General features: G+C 41.6%; 21 protein-coding genes. 10 read left to right on the top strand and 11 right to left on the bottom strand.

Features of this window, described 5'->3' with window-relative positions; all coding sequences use genetic code 11:
- Positions 1-248: 248 nt before the first annotated feature.
- A complete protein-coding gene (locus RMY31_RS21855) occupies positions 249-653 on the bottom strand; it encodes an NIL domain-containing protein (RefSeq protein ID WP_214432917.1) in 405 nt (134 codons plus the stop codon).
- A 169-nt stretch (positions 654-822) separates the two neighbouring features.
- On the opposite strand from RMY31_RS21855, the gene RMY31_RS21850 reads away from it, so the two are divergent.
- The gene (locus RMY31_RS21850; protein ID WP_322664172.1) at positions 823-1,413 is read left to right on the top strand and encodes a thioredoxin family protein; all 591 of its coding nucleotides are present in this window, start codon (positions 823-825) and stop codon (positions 1,411-1,413) included.
- Positions 1,414-1,620: 207 nt separating this feature from the next.
- On the opposite strand, the gene RMY31_RS21845 is transcribed toward RMY31_RS21850, so the two are convergent.
- The 3 genes from RMY31_RS21845 to murG form a co-directional block, all read right to left on the bottom strand.
- Entirely contained in the window at positions 1,621-1,872 is a 252-nt protein-coding gene (locus tag RMY31_RS21845; RefSeq protein ID WP_322664173.1) for a DUF6737 family protein, read from the bottom strand.
- A 122-nt stretch (positions 1,873-1,994) separates the two neighbouring features.
- Positions 1,995-2,462 (bottom strand): hypothetical protein, encoded by a 468-nt coding sequence (locus tag RMY31_RS21840; RefSeq protein ID WP_322664175.1) that lies wholly within the window; start codon positions 2,460-2,462, stop codon positions 1,995-1,997.
- 140 nt (positions 2,463-2,602) lie between these two features.
- Entirely contained in the window at positions 2,603-3,697 is a 1,095-nt protein-coding gene (gene murG, locus RMY31_RS21835) for an undecaprenyldiphospho-muramoylpentapeptide beta-N-acetylglucosaminyltransferase (RefSeq protein ID WP_322664177.1), read from the bottom strand.
- Positions 3,698-3,782: 85 nt separating this feature from the next.
- Between murG and RMY31_RS21830 the strand changes: the two genes are divergently transcribed.
- Positions 3,783-4,637, top strand: coding sequence for a nuclear transport factor 2 family protein (locus RMY31_RS21830; protein WP_322664179.1), 855 nt, complete (start codon positions 3,783-3,785; stop codon positions 4,635-4,637).
- A 40-nt stretch (positions 4,638-4,677) separates the two neighbouring features.
- Here the strand turns inward: RMY31_RS21830 and RMY31_RS21825 are convergent, their stop codons facing one another.
- Positions 4,678-6,219: a hypothetical protein gene (locus tag RMY31_RS21825; protein WP_322664181.1), complete on the bottom strand. Its 1,542-nt coding sequence runs from the start codon at positions 6,217-6,219 to the stop codon at positions 4,678-4,680.
- Positions 6,220-6,348: 129 nt separating this feature from the next.
- On the opposite strand from RMY31_RS21825, the gene RMY31_RS21820 reads away from it, so the two are divergent.
- Positions 6,349-7,128: an SDR family oxidoreductase gene (locus RMY31_RS21820; RefSeq protein WP_322664183.1), complete on the top strand. Its 780-nt coding sequence runs from the start codon at positions 6,349-6,351 to the stop codon at positions 7,126-7,128.
- Positions 7,129-7,689: 561 nt separating this feature from the next.
- On the opposite strand, the gene RMY31_RS21815 is transcribed toward RMY31_RS21820, so the two are convergent.
- Positions 7,690-8,310: a class I SAM-dependent methyltransferase gene (locus RMY31_RS21815; protein WP_322664185.1), complete on the bottom strand. Its 621-nt coding sequence runs from the start codon at positions 8,308-8,310 to the stop codon at positions 7,690-7,692.
- A gap of 143 nt (positions 8,311-8,453) precedes the next feature.
- Here RMY31_RS21815 and RMY31_RS21810 point away from each other — a divergent pair, with 143 nt between their 5' ends.
- Positions 8,454-10,037, top strand: a complete 1,584-nt coding sequence (locus RMY31_RS21810; RefSeq protein ID WP_322664188.1) for a mechanosensitive ion channel family protein — start codon at positions 8,454-8,456, stop codon at positions 10,035-10,037.
- Positions 10,038-10,168: 131 nt separating this feature from the next.
- Complete coding sequence (locus RMY31_RS21805) at positions 10,169-12,562, top strand: EF-hand domain-containing protein (RefSeq protein WP_322664190.1); 2,394 nt, start codon at positions 10,169-10,171, stop codon at positions 12,560-12,562.
- Between the two features lie 515 nt (positions 12,563-13,077).
- Here RMY31_RS21805 and RMY31_RS21800 read toward each other — a convergent pair.
- Entirely contained in the window at positions 13,078-13,320 is a 243-nt protein-coding gene (locus RMY31_RS21800) for a hypothetical protein (RefSeq protein WP_322664192.1), read from the bottom strand.
- 496 nt (positions 13,321-13,816) lie between these two features.
- Between RMY31_RS21800 and RMY31_RS21795 the strand changes: the two genes are divergently transcribed.
- The gene (locus RMY31_RS21795; RefSeq protein ID WP_322664194.1) at positions 13,817-15,688 is read left to right on the top strand and encodes a vWA domain-containing protein; all 1,872 of its coding nucleotides are present in this window, start codon (positions 13,817-13,819) and stop codon (positions 15,686-15,688) included.
- Between the two features lie 41 nt (positions 15,689-15,729).
- Here RMY31_RS21795 and RMY31_RS21790 read toward each other — a convergent pair whose 3' ends face one another.
- From RMY31_RS21790 to RMY31_RS21775, 4 genes are all read right to left on the bottom strand, one after another.
- A complete protein-coding gene (locus tag RMY31_RS21790; RefSeq protein ID WP_322664196.1) occupies positions 15,730-16,428 on the bottom strand; it encodes a DUF6745 domain-containing protein in 699 nt (232 codons plus the stop codon).
- Positions 16,428-16,769, bottom strand: a complete 342-nt coding sequence (locus RMY31_RS21785) for a hypothetical protein (RefSeq protein WP_322664198.1) — start codon at positions 16,767-16,769, stop codon at positions 16,428-16,430. The genes RMY31_RS21790 and RMY31_RS21785 overlap by 1 nt, the downstream gene beginning before the upstream one ends.
- Positions 16,770-17,106: 337 nt before the next feature.
- Complete coding sequence (locus RMY31_RS21780; RefSeq protein WP_322664200.1) at positions 17,107-17,316, bottom strand: CopG family transcriptional regulator; 210 nt, start codon at positions 17,314-17,316, stop codon at positions 17,107-17,109.
- Positions 17,317-17,647: 331 nt separating this feature from the next.
- Entirely contained in the window at positions 17,648-17,773 is a 126-nt protein-coding gene (locus tag RMY31_RS21775; protein WP_322664202.1) for a hypothetical protein, read from the bottom strand.
- Positions 17,774-18,647: 874 nt separating this feature from the next.
- On the opposite strand from RMY31_RS21775, the gene RMY31_RS21770 reads away from it, so the two are divergent.
- The 4 genes from RMY31_RS21770 (at position 18,648) to RMY31_RS21755 (ending at position 21,322) form a co-directional block, all read left to right on the top strand.
- Entirely contained in the window at positions 18,648-19,007 is a 360-nt protein-coding gene (locus tag RMY31_RS21770) for a hypothetical protein (protein ID WP_322664203.1), read from the top strand.
- 544 nt (positions 19,008-19,551) lie between these two features.
- Positions 19,552-20,091: a Dps family protein gene (locus RMY31_RS21765; RefSeq protein ID WP_322664205.1), complete on the top strand. Its 540-nt coding sequence runs from the start codon at positions 19,552-19,554 to the stop codon at positions 20,089-20,091.
- Positions 20,092-20,175: 84 nt separating this feature from the next.
- Positions 20,176-20,388: a hypothetical protein gene (locus tag RMY31_RS21760; protein WP_409878176.1), complete on the top strand. Its 213-nt coding sequence runs from the start codon at positions 20,176-20,178 to the stop codon at positions 20,386-20,388.
- 166 nt (positions 20,389-20,554) lie between these two features.
- Positions 20,555-21,322 carry a ChaB family protein gene (locus RMY31_RS21755; RefSeq protein ID WP_322664213.1) on the top strand — a complete coding sequence of 256 codons (768 nt, stop codon included), beginning with the start codon at positions 20,555-20,557 and terminating at the stop codon, positions 21,320-21,322.
- Positions 21,323-21,550 lie beyond the last annotated feature (228 nt).

Genomic DNA, 21,550 nt, shown 5'->3' with positions numbered 1-21,550 from the left:
GACAGGTGTAGGTTTTTTACGTTTTGTTCCTAAAACCCTGGTTTTAGGGTGTAAGGGTGTAGGGGTAGAAGAAATGATGATTAGAGCGTTAGTTTTATAGTCATTACTCATTGCTTGATTAAAAACCTACACTTGTGAGGGGTAGGGGAAGTAAATTCTTCCCTCCCTTGTCTCCCTTATTCCCCGCGTCCCTGTTGTCCCCTTGATCTCTCCTAAAGCATTCATTTAGTAACAGATGACGTAGAGTTTTAAAGATTGGTGGAAATCGCCTGTACGGGACAGGTGGGAATACATTGTTCGCAAACAATACAACGCGATCGCGTGAATGTTAACTTGTATGTCTCTGGATGCAAAGTCAGCGCTTCGGTAGGACAAACACCAGTACACAAGCCACAGTGAACGCACACATCTTCATCAATGGCTATTTCGCCTAGGGTAGAGGAAACAGTGATATGCCGCGATCGCATCCATTCGATTGCCGCATCTAATTGATCGATGTCTCCTGATAGTTCTAAAACTAGTTTGCCAATTTGATTTGGGGCAACTTGGGCGCGGATAATACTTGCTGCTACGTTAAATTCTTTTGCCAGCAAGTAAGTGACTGGCATTTGAATGGCGCGTTTGGGGAAGGTGAGGGTGACTCGTTTTTTCACAGCTTTGAGAGAGTGGGGAGTTAGGAGAATATTAACAATTGCTGCTTTGGTTCTGGCTGTTACCTAGATGCAACGTAAATGCTGATTAGCTTATAACCTTAGCAAGGAGAACAGCTTTGGTCAGTTAAACTAAAGAGGAGATTGCTTAATAAGTTTTAATAAATTTGTTATGACTACAGATTCGCCAGTTAATTCTCCCGACAAGCCTGAATCCAAGGTTGGGACGCGTGTAAGAAATTTCTTAATTGCCATAGTAGCGATCGCCCTCAGCGTTGCCTTAGTTTTGGGGCTGCGAACTGAGTCAACTTCAGCTTCCCTGACTCAGTTAGATGAAGCCTCTACACCCCTAGAAGTAGCTATCAACAACGGCAAACCATCAATAGTGGAATTTTATGCTAACTGGTGTACTGTCTGCCAGAAGATGGCTCCAGATATTGCCCAATTAGAAAAGCAGTACGCTGACAAGGTAAATTTTGTCATGCTGAACGTAGATAATACTAAATGGTTGCCAGAGATGCTGAAATATCGGGTAGATGGCATTCCTCATTTTGTATTTTTGGCTAAGAATGGGGAAAACATAGCGCAAGCGATCGGCGATCAACCCCGCATTGTCATGGCAAACAACTTAGAGGCTTTGGTTGCTGGTTCGTCCTTACCCTATGCCCAAGCTAGTGGACAAGTTTCCAAATTCTCCGCCCCGGTTGCACCAACAAGTAGTCAAGACGATCCCCGCAGTCACGGTAGCCAAGTGGTGAATTAGTAAATCAAAGATTTTTACGCAAACAAAGATAAACAGTGGTAAACAGAGAATCTTAGCGCCCAACTTTTAGAGAACTCCAAGAAATAATATCATGTCCGGTTGAAGACTTATTGTTTAGACTAACGCGGGGACGCAAAGAGATATTAATAATAAGTAATTAGCCGGACTCGATCAAATTATCCGTTTGAAGTTTTTGGCAGTTCACAGTCATCTGTCATCGGTCATCAGTTGATTTTGATACGACTCTAAAATTCCACTGCGAATTATAAGTTGCGGCCAAATTAATACAAAAAAGCCCATCCAAATTAGTATAGGGATGGAAATCAAAATGGTCAGCCAGATAGCTTTAAATAATAACCAGCTACCACTAATCAGCGTTATACCTGTGAGCAATATAGACCAGGGCTGACACCACCAAGGTTTGTAATTCCAAGGACTTAGAGGCTTCTGTTCAGACATTGGTTTCAGGGGTAAATCTGCAAATCATGCTTTAACTTATACCAATTTAAAAAAAGAATTTAAAGACGCACCATGGCGCGTCTCTAACAAAGGATTTGTCGCAATCATTTATTGAATAGAGATTAGCGTTTTAATTGTTCTTTCCATTCTTCTAGGGTGATGTATTTATTTTCTAGAATATCTAGAACCTGAATTTTGCCGCTTGGACTCAAGACGCGAAACCAATAAATTGTTGTATTGTGGTCTGGCTCATCTTCAAATACTCGAACTGTGTAGTAAGGTTCATCTAGCGTAGGAGAAGCATCGACGATCGCAGCAACCCGTATACTACCCTTAGAAAGTCTTTCAATTTCTTTCGCCTTGCGTTGTACTTCTGGCAGTTTCCAAACTAAGTTGAGGGCCGTCTTTTCATTAATCTCTCTGTTAGCCTGAGCCAGATTCGCAGTGGTAAACTTCTCTAAATTAGCAAACAATTGTGAGGTATTTAGCTCCATTTCAAAATGGTCTTGGGGAATTTGATTAATATCCGAGTGACTTGCTACTCCTAGCAGTAAAGAAGCCATGAGAGGATACCAGAGTAATCTTGTCATGAAGCTATTCCTAATTGCTTTCTTTGTCGGCGAGCCTTTAAAAGGTTACTAAAAATCATATCCAAGCCAGAGTAAAACTCAAAATCCATCAATTAATAAATTGGAATTTTATGCTCAGATTTTTTTGTATGGTTCGTCTTTTATCTTTCCACCACCTCACGCACTAAAGAGGCTAATTTATCAGCACTATCAGGAGTTGCGATCGCCTTAGCTTTCTCCCCCATTTTTGCCAACTCTTCTGGTGACTGCAACAAACTCAAAACTTGAGTTTGCAAAATCTCAGCCGTTAACTCCGATTGCTGAAAGGTTATCGCCGCACCAGCTTTGCTAAATACTTCTGCGTTGTAAGATTGATGGTCTTCAGCGGCAAAGGGATAAGGAATCAAAATCGCTGGCGTTCCACACACCGCTAATTCTGTCAAACTACCCGCACCAGAACGACTAATCGCTAAAGTAGCTCGTCGCAACAGTGCTGCCATATTGTTGTAAAAAGGTAACTCTATGTATTGCGGATGCTTGAGAGTCTCTGCATCGGGATCGCGATCGCCAGTTAAATGGACTACATAAGCACCAGCCTCAAACCAAGCTGGCGCTGATTGGCGCACCAACTTGTTGACAGCAACCGCACCTTGACTGCCACCAAAGACGACAATTAAAGGCACGCCATCAGGAATGGCTAAATCCAGCGTTACACTTCCTTCATCCAGAAATTGCGTTAGCGAAGCTTCTCTGAAAGAGTCTCGCACCGGAGTACCCACACAGACATTTTTGGCACGAGGTAAATATTTAGCCGCTACCTCAAATCCCAGCGCCACCGCTGTACACCAAGGGCCAAAAAAGCGAGTTACCTTACCTGGTAAAGCGTTAGACTCGTGGAAAACGACAGGTAAACCGAGAGAACGGGCCGCAATTACTGCTGGCCCGGCGATATAACCCCCCGTGGTGAATACTCCTTGAAAATTCCCTTGTTTCAAGATGCGCCGGACTTGCAGAATCGAACCAATGAGTTTACCCAAAATCAACACAGACGAAAATCCAAACCCTTGCTGAAACCCTTCAACTGCAATAGTATTCATAGGATACTGCTTGGGAACCAGTTGAGTTTCTAGCCGATTGGGCACGCCTAGCCATTCAATTTCATAATCTGGCAGTTTTTGTGCCAGTGCGATCGCCGGAAACAAGTGTCCACCAGTCCCACTGGCAGCTATTAGTAATTTTATCGGTGCGTTTGCCATCAAACCTCTACCGTTTAGCGCCTAGCTTAACTAAGATAAAACAATTTCCTTGCCTTCTGTACTCAAATCAGTAAACTCTTACCCAATGACTAACATTATTGCCTTTTTACTAACCCACCAACGAAATTTTTCTGCTGGCATCGGCATGATTGTGTCCCTCCTGACACTTGGTTTAACCAGTGGCTTACAATCTGCTCAAGCCACTACACCACAGCACTTAGTTCAAGCCGGGGAACCTGTTCAACGCAGTGTCAACAATGCACCAGCTGAACTGAAAAACTTGTTGGCACAAATTGATGCATCAGCAAGCCAAGGCGATATCAAAAAGGTGATGCAATTCTATAGCCCCAATTTCGTTCATGGGGATGGATTAAACCGCCAGACGCTGGAACAATCCTTAATTACACTATGGAAACAGTATCCCAAATTGCGATACAGTACACAGCTGCAATCGTGGAAATCTGAGGGTAATGCCATTGTGGCTGAAACGGTAACTAATATAACTGGTTTACCTGCTACTAATGGTAATAATATGGCTTTAAATACCACGATTACATCCCGTCAGCGCATTTCAGGTGCAAAAATCGTCCGCCAAGATATTTTGTCTGAACGTACCCTCCTGACATCTGGTAGTAAACCACCCCAAGTTGATTTTAAATTACCACAGCAGGTGAAAGTCGGCCAGCAGTATACTTTTGATGCGATCGTTAACGAACCACTAGGTGATGATTTTCTTCTGGGAACGGCACTAGAAGAACCCGTTCAAGCAAACAAATATCTCAACCCCACACCTGTAGACTTGCAATTACTAACATCTGGCGGACTTTTTAAAACAGGACGCGCACCATCTACCCCCGGTAGCCAATGGATTTCTGCCGTCATCCTCCGAGGCAATGGCATCACAATGGTCACTCAGCGCCTGCAAGTAGTTAAACAGTAGTTAACTGAAGTGTGAAGTGTGAAGTATAAAATTTTAGCCTTCATGCTTCATCTACCCAATAGAGATAGTATCGTTCGCTATCTACCCATGCCCTCTCAAAATTCTTGAGAGGAATAATCTTTAAATCATCTCGGTTGGAATTCAGTTTTTTATTTAAAATCAGTAAAACTTTGTTTGTGTCCTCTTGATTCTTTAACAGAGAACTAATTTGTTTTAATATTTCAGCTTGCTCAACTTCTGTACGACCTTGTCTAAAGAGGGTAAAGCTTCCCATTCTTTGAAGTTCAGGATAATAAAATTTGCGATTGAGATAACCCGATAATGGAGCCATGGTTGCATCTCGGCTGGCAACAATAAATTCATTCTCTAATTGTGATTCTTGAATGTAATGAGCAGTTTCACGACTAGCAGAGAATGGTACGATTAAGTCTCTAGAAAAACCGTAAATTCCTCCTAAAAATTGGACATAAAGAATTAACATAAAGGCAATATGATGCCATTTTTGAAAACGGTCGAGTGATTTTGGTTGAATAGAAAATTTGTTTGCTAAGAAGGTAGAATCTTGATAATGACTTCCCAGCCACAACGCTGCGATAAGAACTAAATATAAATGTCCAAAATGTCGAGGACTACCTGAAAATTTCAAATATGTAAATGTAAGTATTACAGAATTTCCTATGATGTAGAAAAACAGCGGAAATGGTTTTTTAGATAACTTAATTAAGGTTAAAACAAAGACAAATAGGGCAATTAAAGCACAAATAATTAAATCCAGCCATCTTTTATGTGGGACGATCAAAAAATAACTAGCAAATAATCTGTCTATGCTTTTCAACAAATAACGGATATCTAATTGCATCACCCATCCATTCTTTAACCCACCACTAAGATAACTATCTAATGGAGGAGTAATAATATAAATCGCCAAAAGAAAAGAAAATGCGATAATTCCAATACTTAAAAATAAGTCATATTTTCGACTGTGGCTAAAATACTGCTTGCGATGTTCCTTATCAAAACAAAATTCGACTAGCAAAGTCAATGATAAAGAAAATGATACAAATAAAGCATAAGCATTACTATTTGCCAATAAACCCAGAAAAATTGCTAAGTACACATAAGTTGTTTTTCTCGATGAAAAAACTGCACAAAAAGCAAAAATAAATAGCAGACTAAATGCATAGTTTCGAGAAATCAAAAAATATTCATAAAAAGGAAAAAAACCAAAACTAAAAATAAATTTTTGTTGATGATTGAAAGGACTATATAAGCAAAAAAGAGCGACTGCTGCACTTGTAATACCGATATGAAAAAGTTGCATCATAACGGGAGTATCAGCAATTTCTCTCAAAAATGCCAGAGATAAATACCATAAAACAGGATGACCTTCATAATGAATATTGGCAATTAAATCTCCAAAGGATTCACTATCTCTGACAATCAGCCAGGGATTTAGTTCATCTCGCCACATCGAATGGTTGAGAATACCTATTAAACCGAGAATCAAAAAAATAATTATAATAAACCAAGGAGACTGACGAGATAACCTTGAAATATGATTGTTCACTTTGTTAGCTAGCATTGTTAGTTATAAATCTTTACTTAAAATCAAAACAGTTGAAATAGAATTTAGTTAACTTGCTTGATTGTATCAGTGATGAGTTCCGAATTGTTGGACAATTGACAATTGACAATTGACAATTAACTAACAATGATTTCTTTGCAAAATCAAATTATTTTGATTACTGGTGCAAGTAGTGGTATTGGTACTGCTTGTGCCAAAATATTTGCTGGTGCGGGTACAAAACTGATTTTAGCGGCGCGACGTTTGGAACGGTTGCAGCAGCTAACAGAGGAACTTAAGAAAGAGTTCGAGACAGAAGTTTATTTATTACAGTTAGATGTGCGCGATCGCGCCGCTGTTGAATCTGCCATCTCTAACCTACCGACTGCTTGGTCTGAAATCGACATCTTGATTAACAACGCTGGTCTGAGTCGCGGTTTAGACAAGTTACACGAAGGCAGTTTTCAAGACTGGGAAGAAATGATTGATACCAACATTAAAGGCTTGCTTTACCTTACCCGCTATGTCGTTCCTGGTATGGTAAAACGCGATCGCGGCCATGTGGTCAATGTAGGTTCTATTGCCGGACACCAAGCTTATCCCGGTGGTAACGTCTACTGTGGTACGAAAGCTGCCGTGAGATTAATTTCCGAAGGCTTAAAACAAGATTTGTTAGGCACTTCTGTACGCGTGACTTCCGTTGACCCCGGTATGGTGGAAACTGAATTTAGTGATGTGCGTTTTCACGGCGATACCGAACGCGCCAAGAAAGTTTACCAAGGAGTAACCCCGTTGACTCCAGATGATGTCGCTGATGTAATACTTTTCTGCACCACGCGACCGCCTCATGTCAATATCAATGAAGTAATACTTATGCCAGTTGACCAAGCTAGCGCCACATTAGTAAATAGGCAAATAGAAAAGTAAGCAACGTTAACATTATTCCTTGAAGGACAACCAAAACAGAGGCAACCCACTTCGTTGATGGCTGAAAAACAGTTCTCTGCTCCGGAGCCGGAAAGCACTCATGAAGATACATGTTCCGCCGCGTCTGCGCTAAATTCTGCAAAATGGTCGAGTGAAAGTTTGGCACGTTTCATATTGGCAGGCGAGATGAGTAGTTCTTTTCTCAGTTGCTGCCAAAAGGGGGTTTGTATTCAATCAGACCCTCTTTTTTTCTTTGTGCTTTACGCAAAAAGCGAATAATTTTAAAATTGGCATTCTTAAAGTTGAGAAGTCAGTATCAGCCAAACCCAAAGCCAGATGTAACGCGATCGCTGAATTTTGACAAGCATTGGTTATCAAAAAATTATCAAGTCCGGCTAATTAGTGATAATTCCCGATCTATGCAGAAAGCCCAAAAACCCCTCTCCTCTGCTCCTCTGCGGTCTTAATGATAAGTCTTTAACTGGACACGATATCACTCCGGGAACCAGCCCCGGTCTGCAATGGAGTTGCAGGGGATGGGCTTGTGAGGTGCGATCGCAATTACGATGCTTTCTTAGTCGCAAATCCCTGGTATAGATGAACCATCAAATCTGGGAGATTTTCGGGTGTGAAGCGCTTTAGCTCTACATGGTCAAAACGTTGTTCTACCAATTTTTGAATATCTCGATTCAGGTGACATCCATCGGCTAAGACTTTCTGAATTGGTGTCAACCGATGCTGCCAGACTTGTACGCTAAGCTTATTACTCAGCCCATGTTCCACGAAAAAGAACCTACCACCCGGTTTTAATACTCGATAAACTTCTTTAAGTGCTTGCTGTACATTTGTAATACTGCACAAAGTCCAAGTGCTGACCACGCTATCAAATGTATTGTCTGCCATTGGTAAATTTTCACTTGATAGTAGGAGTTGCTCAACTGTGATACCAGAGTCACTAATACGCTTGTTTGCCAAAGCATTCATCCCAGGATTCACGTCAACTGTAGTGATTTTGTGAATATCACAAGGATAGTAAGCCAAATTTAATCCAGTTCCAAACCCAATTTCCAGCACTTCTCCCGTTACGTCGGCTAAAAGTTCCTGACGATATTTGGCTAAGTTTGGAGCTGACAAACTCCAGTCTAGAAGACGTGGAAAAATAACTTGCGAATAGAACCCCATAATTCTCAGTCCTCCACAATTCAATTTTATGTATGGAATGCCATTTTATAAGATCGCCATTTTTTGCAGACACACTTAACCTAAAATATATTTTTATTCAACGAAATCTAATCAGTAAGCTTCTTGATTTTTATATTTAAAACATGGATTTATTAATTGTTCTGGCTGAAGTCAGTTTCGTAATCTTCATTTTCTTGTTCGTAAACTGGCTTTTGGGCAGGGTCTTCAAGCTATTTTTGAAAAACTCTGTAGTTAAAAGCGAGGGGAGAAGTCTCAAAACTCTGCGTCAGAATATTATAGGGCTGTTGATACTTACTTGTTTGGTGTTGTGCATTCTGATTGTCGGTGCTAATGGTTTTCTAATTTATAGAGGCGAAAACCTTCAACAATACACACTCTTGTTGATTAAGCGTATCCCATCAGGATTTTGGGTGACTTTAGGAATTGGTTGCGCTCAAAGTATTGGTACTTTGATTTTAGCGGCGATCGCTTTAAAATTCGTGCGCTATTGGCTCAAGGTAGCTAACATTCGTGCTAAGAACATCGAACAAAACACTGCCGACGATCAAAGTATTGATACGTTCTTTAACAACCTCAACAATATTATTACCGCTGGTATTTGGCTGTGGGCTGTCATTTGGTGTAGCAAGTTTCTCCAAGTACCAGTAGTAGTATCTGAATATTTGTATATTTTATTACGGATATATCTGATCGTTGCTGTTGGGTTACTCATACCTAAAGCAATCACCGCCATTATTGATAGCCTAGATGCTCTAAGTATAAGATACTCCAGCCCTGATAACCTTCTAAGATTCTACGATCGCCTCCGACACCTAATCCCCTTTTTGAAGCGGTGTCTGGAATTTGTGATTTATATCTGCGTAGCAACATTGGTGATTCAGCAAGTCCAATTCATCGCCAATATCGCAGTTTTCGGACCTCGAATTGTCAAGATAGTCGGAATTATATTCATCAGTCGTGTTTTGTTTGAGGTTGTCTACTTACTTGTTGAAGAGGTATTATTCAAAGACCAAAATCTGAATGAGATTCAAACAAGCAGACGTTTGACTCTCGTTCCTCTCATCCGTAGTTTTTTACAATATTTAGTTTATTTTGGTGCGACTGTCTCCATCCTTTATATCCTCGATATCAATCCCGCTCCCATACTCGCTGGCGCAGGCATTCTAGGTATAGCTGTTGGTTTTGGGGCGCAGACACTAATCAACGATATTGTCTGCGGCTTTTTTATTCTGTTTGAAAATTATTACTTAGTCGGTGATTATATCCAGGCTGGCAAAGTGGAAGAGAAGCTTGTAGAGGGAATTGTAGAGGCGATTGAACTGCGAGTCACTCGTATTAGACACCCTAATGGTCAATTGCAGATTATTCGTAATGGCGATATTGGCTCAATTACTAATTACTCTAAACAGTATATTTTTGCAGTTGTAGAAGTTAGCGTGCCTTATGACTCCAATTTAACTCATGTGTACAAAGTGATTGAGTCCGTAGGAGAACAGTTAAAAGCAAATGAGCCAGATGTACTTGAACCCACACAGGTGGATGGAGTAGAGAGCCTCGGAGAATCCAATTTGTTGCTACGAACATTGACGAAAGTCAAGCCGGGAAAGCATCTTCACATCCAGCGCCTTCTTCGGAAGATTTTTACTGATGCTTTAGTACGGGAAGAAATTACAATTCCTCTGCGGATTGAAACTAGCGAACCTTAAAGTTAAAAATCTTAATTTTCGATTGCTTTTGTTGCTAACTCAACATCAAAATTGGACTGTTGCTTGCTTGACGGGAAATTAAAAGCATTCTGCTGCTTTTACCGTACTGAATAAATTGGGGGTATGAATTAATGGCAACTGTAGAACTAGAAAAAAAGGTAATGACTGAAGAAGAGGTGACAAAGCTGTGGGAAGCGTTCAAAGTATTTGATACTGACGGTAGCGGTGCCATCTCAGCAAAAGAATTGGGGGAAGTGATGCGATCGCTAGGTCAAAGTCCTAGCGACACCGAACTGCGCGACATGATTAAAGAAGTGGACGTTGACTTATCAGGCAGTATTGATTTTGAGGAATTCAAAACCCTGATGGTATCAGCGCAAGGCGATCGCAAAAGCCGTCTGAAGCTGGCATTCAGCGTGTTTGATGAAGATGGTAGCGGTCAAATTACGACAAACGAACTGCACAGCGTCATGAGTCTGTTTGGGCTAACAGATGCAGAACTCGAAGAGATGATTAAAGAGGTCGATAGCGATGGTGATGCCTCGATTGACTTTCAAGAGTTTATGAAACTGGTTCCAGAAGAGTCAGAAATCACCAGCGGCTATAAAGATTCACCGATTTCTTTTACCAGTTCCCCTGCAAATAATGCAGCCACCATCACCTCAGACATAGCGGCGGCTACTGACGCACCCATATTAGCAACCACCGCATCTCCTGAACAGGAAACACACAGCGATAATCCAGAAGTAGCACGCCTCAAAGAACTGCTAGCGCAACACCCACAAAAGCAAAAAGAACGCGCCACCTCCCGCCTGCAAATGCAGATTGGTTTGTTTCGCCTGATTCAGGGAGCCGCCTACCGCTGTTTCCGCGAGAGTTTCTCCGCCAATCACGAAACCCATCTGCGTGTCAGGAACCTGCCTTACAAAATTACAGACTTTGTACAGTTTGTGCAGAAAGCGATCGCATTGTACAAAGGGTTAGATGTTGTAGAAAAAGCTTGCTACCCCCTGTTAGATGCAGTCGTTGAATCTATCGAAAAAGAGTACGCCCGGCTGGAAGACCGCATCAAAAATTGGAACACCATCGAAAAAACACCTGAGATGCTGTCTGAGGAAAAAGCGATGCAGGAGGCACGCCGTAAATCCATCTCTGTCAAGGAGAAGTTTGCAGCAGGCGTGGAGTTTGCCATTACTGTCAAGAAAAAGCATTTCAGCTTTCGCGATATTGCAGCAGGCGTGCTAGCGATCAACGAACTCAACCGCTTGAGACAGATAGAACTAAATGCAGAGCTTACCCCACCTCCTCCTAAATCAGCAGGCGATCCCAAAGATTACCTCAAGCAGTGGAACCGCGTTATCCTCGCCGATGCTTCAGAAGAAATACACGGTGCAATGATGCCAGTAGCTTATTGGTATGAAGATTTCATGCCAAAGTTGCTAGCTGCTTTCAGTGTCAACACTACCGCCGATATCCAAAACAATACCGTACCTAACGAAGCGACTTTAGCTCAGTGGTATGAAGATACTAAAGCAGTGGGGGAATTTGATCGTTATGGGGCGGATGTGGCAGAGAACTTTTTTCAATGCACTCCCGAACAAAAGCTGGCAGTTAAGCAGGCGTGGCGTTTGACACATCACTACCTCAATGGCGTGCAAAAACGGCGCGAACGCCAAGAGTTTGGGCGCGAGTCAGGGGCGCTCTCGCAATATGTGGCATTCATTGATGTGTATTTGGCACGGAGTGACATTAAAGATGCCCAGATGCGCGTTAGTTTTCCTTATTACATTGGGCCTGCGGTATGGCGTTTCTTCCACACCACTGCTGAAATCGTGTGTACCAAGCCATACGAAGAGCAAAAAACGCTGGTAACAGTTTTCCAGGACTTCTTTAAACTATTTGCCACGATGTACCCTTGCCCTTACTGTCGCCACCACCTCAATATGTATGTGGTGCAGAACAAAGAGGTCGATATGTACCCGGTGGAGTATCTTTTGCTGGGACGCGACCCAAAACTGAATAATTTTGAGGTGTCGATGGAGGCAAAGCTGTCTACAGTTATAGATGGTTCCGCCTTGCGCTTATTTTTCTGGAAACTACATAACACCGTTTCCTCATCTATTGCTCGCTCCGAGGAATGGTATCACAAGGATGAGAAAGCTTTTTACACTACTCGCTATTGGCCTAGTCTGGACTCTGAACTCGCACGAGGCAAAGCGCTCAAACACCTCAGCATCTCCGTTGAGCGCTTATATCGCCTCTATGGGATTCTTAAACCGGCATCGCGGTTGGCAGGAGTCAGAGCAACTCTCCAAAAGCTGTTGGAGAAAGGCGATGAGACAGGCATTAGTGAAGCGTGTACGCTAGCCGAGGATTATATCAAAGAGTTGGAATCATCTGCGATCGCCGGGCAATTTCTTCAGGAAACCTATCACTTTGACCCTGAAATTGTAGATCAAACTCCCCACTTTACTCCTGAAGAGGAAGAGTTTGCCCGCAGTGGCGTATTTGTAGAAGTTATATAAAGAATAACAGTTCGTACTTGTAAGGTAGATATTGCCGCTTACCTTACTTGTATCAGTTTAGTTGCGCTTCTTTAGTACCTGAATACAATATTATGTGTAGGTGTTAAAGAAGTAATTATCCTCTTGGTCAGCTTCATCTGCTAGAGAATTAACCGAAATCATGCCCTGGTTACTAGAACACTGCCGTGTACTCTAGCCGAATACTCAACAGTATAAAAATTAGTTCTTCAGATACTTGACTGTTACTACCATCAATTCGGACGCGGGAATATCTCTCCTGGAAAAATTTCACTGTTTGCCGAAAATAAAGTTAGCTAAGAATTGAGCGATTTCATATCTGAGCGCTCGCACTTTTATTTTTGGTAACTCTAAAAATAGTGGTAATTCCGACTCGTGGTAATCCGTTTGTTGCTCTAATTCCTGAGTTTGATATCCAGAGTACAAAAAGATTAACTTTCGTAAAATAGAGTTAGTGACTAATCTTCACAAATAATTATCATTATTTATTCCAATTTTCAGTCTATTTTGAGGTTATTTAAATAGTTATCAGCGTAGCGAAAAGCAGCTGCACTATCGTAAGCAGCAATAGCTAAAGCTTGCAACAAAACCTTTAACGGAACCTCAAATTCTGTAAGTTTCTCAGCTAAAATCACTAAATTTTTATTTGTTTCAGGTACAGTCGTCTCTAACAACTGAGAGCCTATTTTTTGTGCTTTCTCCAGGTTTACTTGGATATTGGACATCACAGGATGGGTCATAAATGTACCCTAATAACTTGAATGAGTGTAGTTTTGCTCGAATGCATAAACTAACGTAACCGTGTTTTTGCGGTATTTGCTAATTGACGATCTGAGATAATCAGTGTAATTGCAGTCATGTATTTCAATCAGTTTTAAAGAAAATATAAATTTTATCGTCAGAGCAAAAATGGCTTTAACCATTTTCTCTATCTGCACCTCATTTGGGTCAATTAGCGCTAGAAACGCTAATTGTTTGATAAATCATTGTTTGTTATTGACGAGGAATTAATTAATCTAGTTTTTGAAGGTTTACTTGGTCAAATATGAATATTTAGTATCAAGAGATAATTGACAAAGACTTCAATCATTTTATGTGTATAAATATCCTAAATTAGTATATTCGTTATATTGCTAGGCAGAACACTTTGGCTTCTGGGTAAACTAAAAATAACACTTATTGTTTCCGTATTATAAAGCTGACTGCTGATTACAAATAATTCAGAGGGTTTACCAAATGATAAAAACAAGTTACGAATTTGACCAAGCTATCCTACCCGCAGGATTTTCATTAAAGACTAATGTATTGCTACGTTTTCGTGCTGACATACCTGAATCTCCCCGACGTAACCTTAACCTTTCGCTTGTAATCGATCGCTCAGGCTCTATGGCAGGTGCTGCCTTGCATCATGCACTCAAAGCTGCTGAATCTGTAGTGGATCGACTTGAGCCAAAAGACATTCTCTCAGTAGTTGTTTACGATGATGAAGTGGATACCGTTGTACCACCTCAGCCTGTGACCGACAAATCTGCGCTGAAAAATTCTATACACAAAGTCAGGGCAGGAGGTATTACCAACTTATCTGGGGGATGGCTCAAAGGTTGTGAATATGTCAAAAAGCAACTCGATCCGCAAAAAATCAACCGCGTTCTTCTGCTGACCGATGGTCATGCCAATATGGGTATTCAAGATCCCAAAGTACTCACAGCAACAGCAGGGCAAAAATCTGAGGAAGGCATTACCACAACGACATTAGGTTTTGCTCAGGGTTTCAATGAGGATCTCCTGATCGGTATGGCAAGGGCTGCTAGTGGCAACTTCTACTTCATTCAAAGTATTGATGAAGCAACCGAAGTGTTTAGTATTGAGCTAGATAGTCTCAGAGCGGTGGTAGGTCAAAACCTCAAATTGACGCTTGAGTTGGCTGATGGTGTCAGTCTTGTTGATACCTTAAGTCTTGCTAAAGTTAGCCAGAATAACGCTGGTCAACCTGTCATTACCTTAGGGGAGCTTTACGAGGGTGAAGACAAACTTCTGGGGTTAAGTCTGGAGATTTCCTCTGCTCAAGTAGGTGAATTACCTGTGATAAAGCTGCATTACAGCGCTGATGTATTGCAAGATGACATCATTCAAAGCGTGTCAGGCACAACAGATGTTGTTGCCAAAGTTGGCACAGTTGAGGAATCAGCGCTTGCTTCTTCTAGCCATATTATCCTTGACTTGAGCCGTCTGACTATTGCTAAGGCCAAAGAAATTGCCCTCGATCTAGCAGAGCATGGTAAGCATCAAGAAGCGGAACAAACCCTGCGCGTGCTTGTGCAAGATCTGCGAGATAAAGGCTTGAACGAGAATTTTGAAATAGCTGAAGAGATAGATCAGCTTGAATATTTCGCAGGTCGGATTGCACAAAAAACTCTGGGCAATGCAGGACGTAAAGAACTGCTAGATCAAACTTATCAGACGATGACGCGCAATCGCAGCGATCTGGCGGCCCGTGGTGTCACTGCGGGCGATGAAGTATACGCGATGCCGATTGTAAATGAAGTCGGTTCAGGTGTTGAATTGTACTGTGTTCGTGAAGGGGGTAAGCTGCGGGTCAAAGTAATGTCCGATGGCTACGATTCAACTAAAAACGTTCAGTTCCCTCGCTCCATTCGTGCTGAGGGAGCGCACTATGTCGTTGAAGGACTAGAACTTTCAAGCGATGGCTTCGCCAACGCCAAGGGCGATCGCACTTTCTATCGCGTACGTGGCAAAATCACTCGTTTTGCTAAACCCGGCCAAGCAGATATCTTCGTTGCTCCAAGACAATCAAAGCCAACTAGCACTAGCAAAGCCTCCAAAGGGCCTGCTAGTGCTGCCGACCTTCTTACCACTGACACTGTAAATAATGGCATTCTAGTTCAGTGTGTTAAAGATGGCAGCAAGTTGCGCGCTAGGGTAGTTTCTGACGGATATGAACCGGATTGGAATATGCGTTTTCCCCGCTCAGTTCGTGAGGAAGGAATGCTTTACGTCGTTGATGAAGTTAAGACAGCGCCTGATGGAAAGTCTTATATTGCCTGTGGTGAAATTAAGCGATTTGTGCAACCCAACATTACCAATTGAGTTGAAAGGTTTTTCTAACTCAAGATTGATTAATAGTTAGGTTACGCTTCAATCAAAGGGTTATAGTCATCCGGGTTGGTAAAACCAGCGATCCAGGCTGCTGCTTGATGGCAACTCTGCATATACGGGGGAACGCGCAGTATATGAGTGTGTCTTGTGGATGGACAAATCACCTTCAAGACCATAAGGGCTTCGTCATCCTCGAAAGGAATGTAGACAAGTTGACGTTCCCCTCCCGCATCTTGATCGCGATCGCGTATCAACCCTCCCACTTGCTGTAAAAATGTCTCGTAGCTCAGACGCTCAATCAGCACACGGCGCAACTCAACATTCTCTATATTGAGGATATCTTGCCCTGTTATGGACTGCGACTCAAAGGCTAGGCGATCGCTCACCTGTACGCCTCGCCAGCGCAAGACAAAACCATGTCCCGCTCCTAAACTGGTAATCCCACTTCCAGCTAACTCAATCCAATGGGTAACATGAAGACCTTGGGGAAGGTTAGTTAGGTTCACACAGTCGCTGATATCGATAGTTTCACAGGTGAGATTTTCAGGGAGATTGTAAAGCTCCGACGCTCTGCTTAAATCCAAATGACCTAAAACACGCATACCATCCCATGCCCGATGCTCAAGAATGAGTTTTCGGGCACGTTCAGCCGATACAGGCTCATAAATTTCGTTTGGTCGTGGCTTAACTGGTTTCTTCGGCACACGCCCCTTGGACATCATAGTAAGCATTAATCCTCTACCTCCACGTAAGCATCAGGGCGATATTCACGTTGTCTCCAAACGCGGTAAAGACCTTGAGCTAATTCAATTGCCCGATGCTCTTCATGAACCAAGGTAGTACCTGCTTGTTTCACCTCAAGAAAAAGTTCACTACCATGCACCCATAACTGAACAGCATTAGGTTGCTGAATGCGATGGCTGTGTCCTGTGACTTCACCATGAGCAAGAGTAGCACCTACACGCTTTTGGGCACCATCAGGTATGCTAGCAATGCGTTCGATTAAAACGTCGCCATGTCTGTAGAGAACACTAGCTTGGTTAACTTGGAAGTTTTTGCTGTTATTCAGCATATATATATGTAGTAAGACTGAAAACTGGGATTTCAGCTTTTGAAAACTAATATATTATAGTACATTTTTACTATACAATTACTCCCTTAGCAAGTGGCCAGAAAGCCTATTGACAATGGTTGACTTGTCCCCACGACTTTTAACTGTTGATGAATTTATTGCCCACTATGGTGACAGCGATCGCGCTGAACTAATTGATGGTAAATTATTCGAGATGGAACCAACAGGATCGCTTGGGAGATGCCATTTCTTCTTTTCTATTTTCCGACTTACAACTCAAACTCGACGACATCATCCCACAGTGACTGCACAGATGAATAGTTATACTCAACGTAGGCTAACTGACTGCTGTGTGAGCAAGAGAATTAGTAGAAATTGCTTGGGAAGATTGAGATACTTCAGCTTGGCTTACTGGTAAAGAGCGGATTAACTCTCGAATTACATCTGTTGCTGGTCTACCTGTGATTGCACAGTATTTTTCTAGTTTTTCAGTTTCGGTGGATGCAAGATTTACCGTTATTCGTTTAGTAGCCCATTTTTTGTTCATGATTTACTTTATTAACCAAATTTAATGTCTAAATTCAGATCGTCTGCAAAAGCTAAACCATGTCTATCTTGAGAACTGGAGCTTTTCAACAGCCAGTTGAAACATATAGCCTTTGGTATATGAGCTTTTCAGCCAATACTAAAAACTACAGGTTTCAATCTGTATTTAGGATTAATATTAATCCCCTAGCATTTTCAAGTACAGCAGACTTGCCATATTTTTATTCTAGCCAATACCTTCGCTGGAATATTTTCTTCTATTCAGAATCTTTATAGCTAAAGTCAATAATTTATACAAACCTCACATTGACAGCAAAATTACCTTCTATCTTTTACAGAGTTAGTACACTCCGCTGTTGACCAAGCGCAATGAGCAGAGCGATCGCATTGTCACCGTATTGCTTGTAATTAGGTCGGCGTGAATATTTATCGTTGGGATAAGGCAGAAGGTGAGCCACTGCGGTGAAGCAGCCCCGTCTTGGGGACTTCCAAATATAAAAAATAATCAATCGCTTGGGTGAGCAGGGGGAGAAGAAATTGGATACTGGTATTGGATGCAGGAATTGAGTAATTTAATTATTGGATGTCCCTTGGGGTGAGGCAGTCCGGTCTTGGGGTTTCCTGAAGTAGAGGAACTGCCGTTAGCGTAGCGTTAGCGACAAAGGAGCGTTACCCGTACTGCTAAAGCAGAATCCGCAGGGTAGGGCAGAAGGAAAGAGTGTTTGAGCCTATTTCATTTTTCTTCACATAGTTTAGTTTTTTCACATCGTTCTACTTAAATCTTGACTGCGTATGTGGTTGCAACGCTATGCCTTGCAGAAATACTCACTTCTTTGATAGCCTTTTGTGTTTCCCAGGCGTTTTTGATTAACTTGATGCGCTTTTTGGCATGAAGTGTTAGATGGTTTTTGAAAGATATACAATACAGGCGATGGCTTCTACGATCCAAACTGAAAATATTTTTGCGCTAATTTGCTAATTGGATCGTCTTCAGTTGATATACCTGTAGATTGATTTTAATGTAACTATAGATAGAATAAACTTCATTCCGCAGATTGATGCAAGCGGTAGTCTTTTAAATTTAAATATTAACTAGGTGAAATTTTACTGAAAACTATCTGCGTATAGCGCGATGTTTGATAAGTATTTTCTTATTTCTTATTATGCAAAGCGGAAATACAAGGGTATATCTTTTAGAATTTCATTTTTTAAGGACTTAAACATGGAAGCATACCTTGATAATTTGATGGATCAAATTTACCAGGTAAAGGCATAGGCTTCTCTCTGGAAGTACAAGTCCTGCGTTGTTAACGCTGTTATTGAGGATTGCAAATGAAGATTTTTACTGTTGTTTTATCTAGCTTACGTCCTGTGCGTTTCTTAATTGTGGCTTTTACTTGTGCATTGCTATTTTTGTCTAGCGTAGTCCCGGCTTTTGCAATCAGTAGCCCTAAAAGTGACCCCGAAGATGCTACTACACAACTTCTAGGAACTCAGCGCGAAACTGACGAAGTCGCTAAATCACCACCTCCTGGATTGAAAGAGGTTCAAAAGAAATCAAACGAGGGACTTAATGAAGTTCAAGGAGCTGCTGATATTGAGAAACAGAAGCGTCCTGAAAATTCACAGGGTGCAAGCTCAGTCAGAGATGAAGTAGAGAATTTTCTGGAAAAAGTGACAGGTAATAAGTAAGCAATAATACTTAATACTAATGGGCAGTCTGAAACAAAATTAGCGTTATAATTGGAAGCAAATTACATTCTTTAGGTAATTACCAATTATTTACTAAAGCTTAAAGTTGCAACTGCAAATTAGTACAAACTCCTCTTCACTAAAAGTACACTTCAAAAACTGATTTTTAGTTGTTGCAAAGTAGGCATCTTGATTGCTGGTAGCGTTCAAGATGTCTATTGTTTTTATTTGAACTAAAAGAATATATAGCAATGATATTTGATTATACCAGTTTGAAAAAAATACGATAAATAGATGAGTAGAGGCATAAGGTCTTGTGACCCTACGGATTATTGATGTATTGTAAAATTTTTTTGAATTGGTATTACTATTTTAGTTATTAGATATTTGTTAAGTTCCTCTGTTTGTTATCTGTTATCAGGCACAGATAAATATAAACCTAAGTTGTAATTAGTTAGGTTAATACAATATTTCCTATGGTTGATGCATGTTATGTCAAAAATTTGGGATGCTAATTAATAAGTTCGCTTAGGGATAAAAATTCATGCGTGCGATAAACATTGGTTTGACAGAAGAACAGCGTCAAGGAGTAATAAATCTGTTGAATCAAGATTTAGCAGATTCCTATGTGGTGTTGGTAAAAACTAAAAAGTACCACTGGGATGTGGTCGGCCCTCAGTTCCGCAGCCTGCACGAGCTTTGGGAAGAACACTACGAAAAACTGACTCTAAATATTGATGCCTTGGCAGAGAGGGTTCGCGCTTTGGGTGGCTACCCAGTTGGTTCCATGGAAGGATTCCTCAAGATTGCCACCATTAAAGAACATGCTGGTAATGTCCCCACTGCAACGGAAATGGTAGCTAATCTCGTGGAAGATCACGAGCAGATTGTTCGCAACTTAAGGGAGCATGTGGATCAATCTGGTGAAAATTTCCACGATCAGGGGACTGCCGACTTTCTGACTGGACTCATGGAAGAGCACGAGGAAATAGCTTGGATGCTGCGTTCATTTATTGAAGGGCAACCTGTAGAGCCAAATGGTACAAAGCCAGCAGCAGAAGCCAAAACCCCAATAGGCGTGTAGCCAATAATAGATATAAATCCAGGTCATAACATTTGGGGACTTCCAAATAAAAAAATATCCCATTGTAATTGTTAACTGTGAATAGTGAGCCAGTGCGGTCTTGGGTCTTGCCCAAGTGGAGCAACTGGCGTTAGCGCAGTGTTAGCGACGCAGGAACGTCACCCGAAGGGTCTTGAGGGTTTCTACGCCACTTGCTACCCTTCCCCTAAAGAGACGCTGCGCGAACGGGAACGCTTTCTGCGAACAAGCCGAGGGATTTATCCAACGCGGTGGCTCCCTATAAGCGACTGGCGTTAGTGCAAGCGGTAGTGATGCAGGAGTGTCACCTCGAAGGTGTCAATAACTTCAAGTGGGATGATTTTTTCTTGGAGTTCCCTTGGGCAGCTTGCAGGAAGATTTAATCTTCCTGAAAGCTGCCTTCTTACATATCCACTATAAAAATCAAGATTTAAGGAGTATTCAAGTGCCAGAAGCTTATAAAGCAGAACGTACAATCTCTGCTGTATTTAAAGAACAGAAGCAGATTGATGATGTTATTCGACGTTTACTTGACAGAGGCGTGCCTAGAGATCATATTTCGGTCATGGGCAGGAATTTCCAGTCGGAAACTCGAATTTCTGGCTTTATTACTAAAAAAGACATAATTTTGGGAGGTTTGAGAACAGGAGCAATTTTCGGCTCTTTGTTTGGTTCGTTCCTCAGCTTACTCACAGGGGTAGGTGTGCTGTTTATTCCTTTTATCGGTTCAATTGTCGCAGCAGGTCCAATTAGTGCCCTGTTACTGGGAGCTACTAGCGGCGCGATCGCAGGTAGTGCGGGTGCTGGTTTAGTATCGGCTCTGACTGCTTGGGGGATGCCAGAAGATAAAGCCGCTATTTATCAAACTCGTTTACAAGCTGGCGAGTTCTTATTAATGGCAGAAGTTCCCAGCGATCGCGTTGGTGAATTTCAATTGCTACTCGAAAGTGCTGGTGGCGAAGAAATTAATACAGTTGAAAAAACATTTGCTCACCCTTGTCTCGGGCCTTGCAACAGTGCAGAGGATTTGTCTCCAGAGGTGCGATCGCATCTTTCTGAAGAAGCCCAACGCACGTTCATTGAGCGCTATAACGCCGTTTTAAATGAGACAAGTGATGAGTTCACTGCCGAACAAGCAGCATGGGAAGCAGTTCATAAAAACTATGATGAAGATGAAAATGGTGTTTGGTCAAAAGCTAAAGTAAACGTTTAATTTAGTTTGTTGGTAATTGGGTAGAACTGATTGCCCATTACCAACAATTACTGCCTTAATTAAATAACACAAGATGTATTGTGTAAGTATGACTTGAATCATAATTCGAGCCAAATTGTGAACCATAAAATGAGCCATAATTAACGGCAAAATAAGCCTTATGGGAAAAAGCGAAATAAAACTTTGCAATCAAATAATGAGCTAAAGTAGATTTTCTGCACCATAATA

It is taken from the genome of Dendronalium sp. ChiSLP03b (genome assembly GCF_034531165.2).
Taxonomy (GTDB): Bacteria; Cyanobacteriota; Cyanobacteriia; order Cyanobacteriales; family Nostocaceae; genus Dendronalium; species Dendronalium minutum.
The sequence above is the reverse complement of the archived record's forward strand: the minus strand, read 5'-3'. Positions and strand labels throughout refer to the sequence as shown.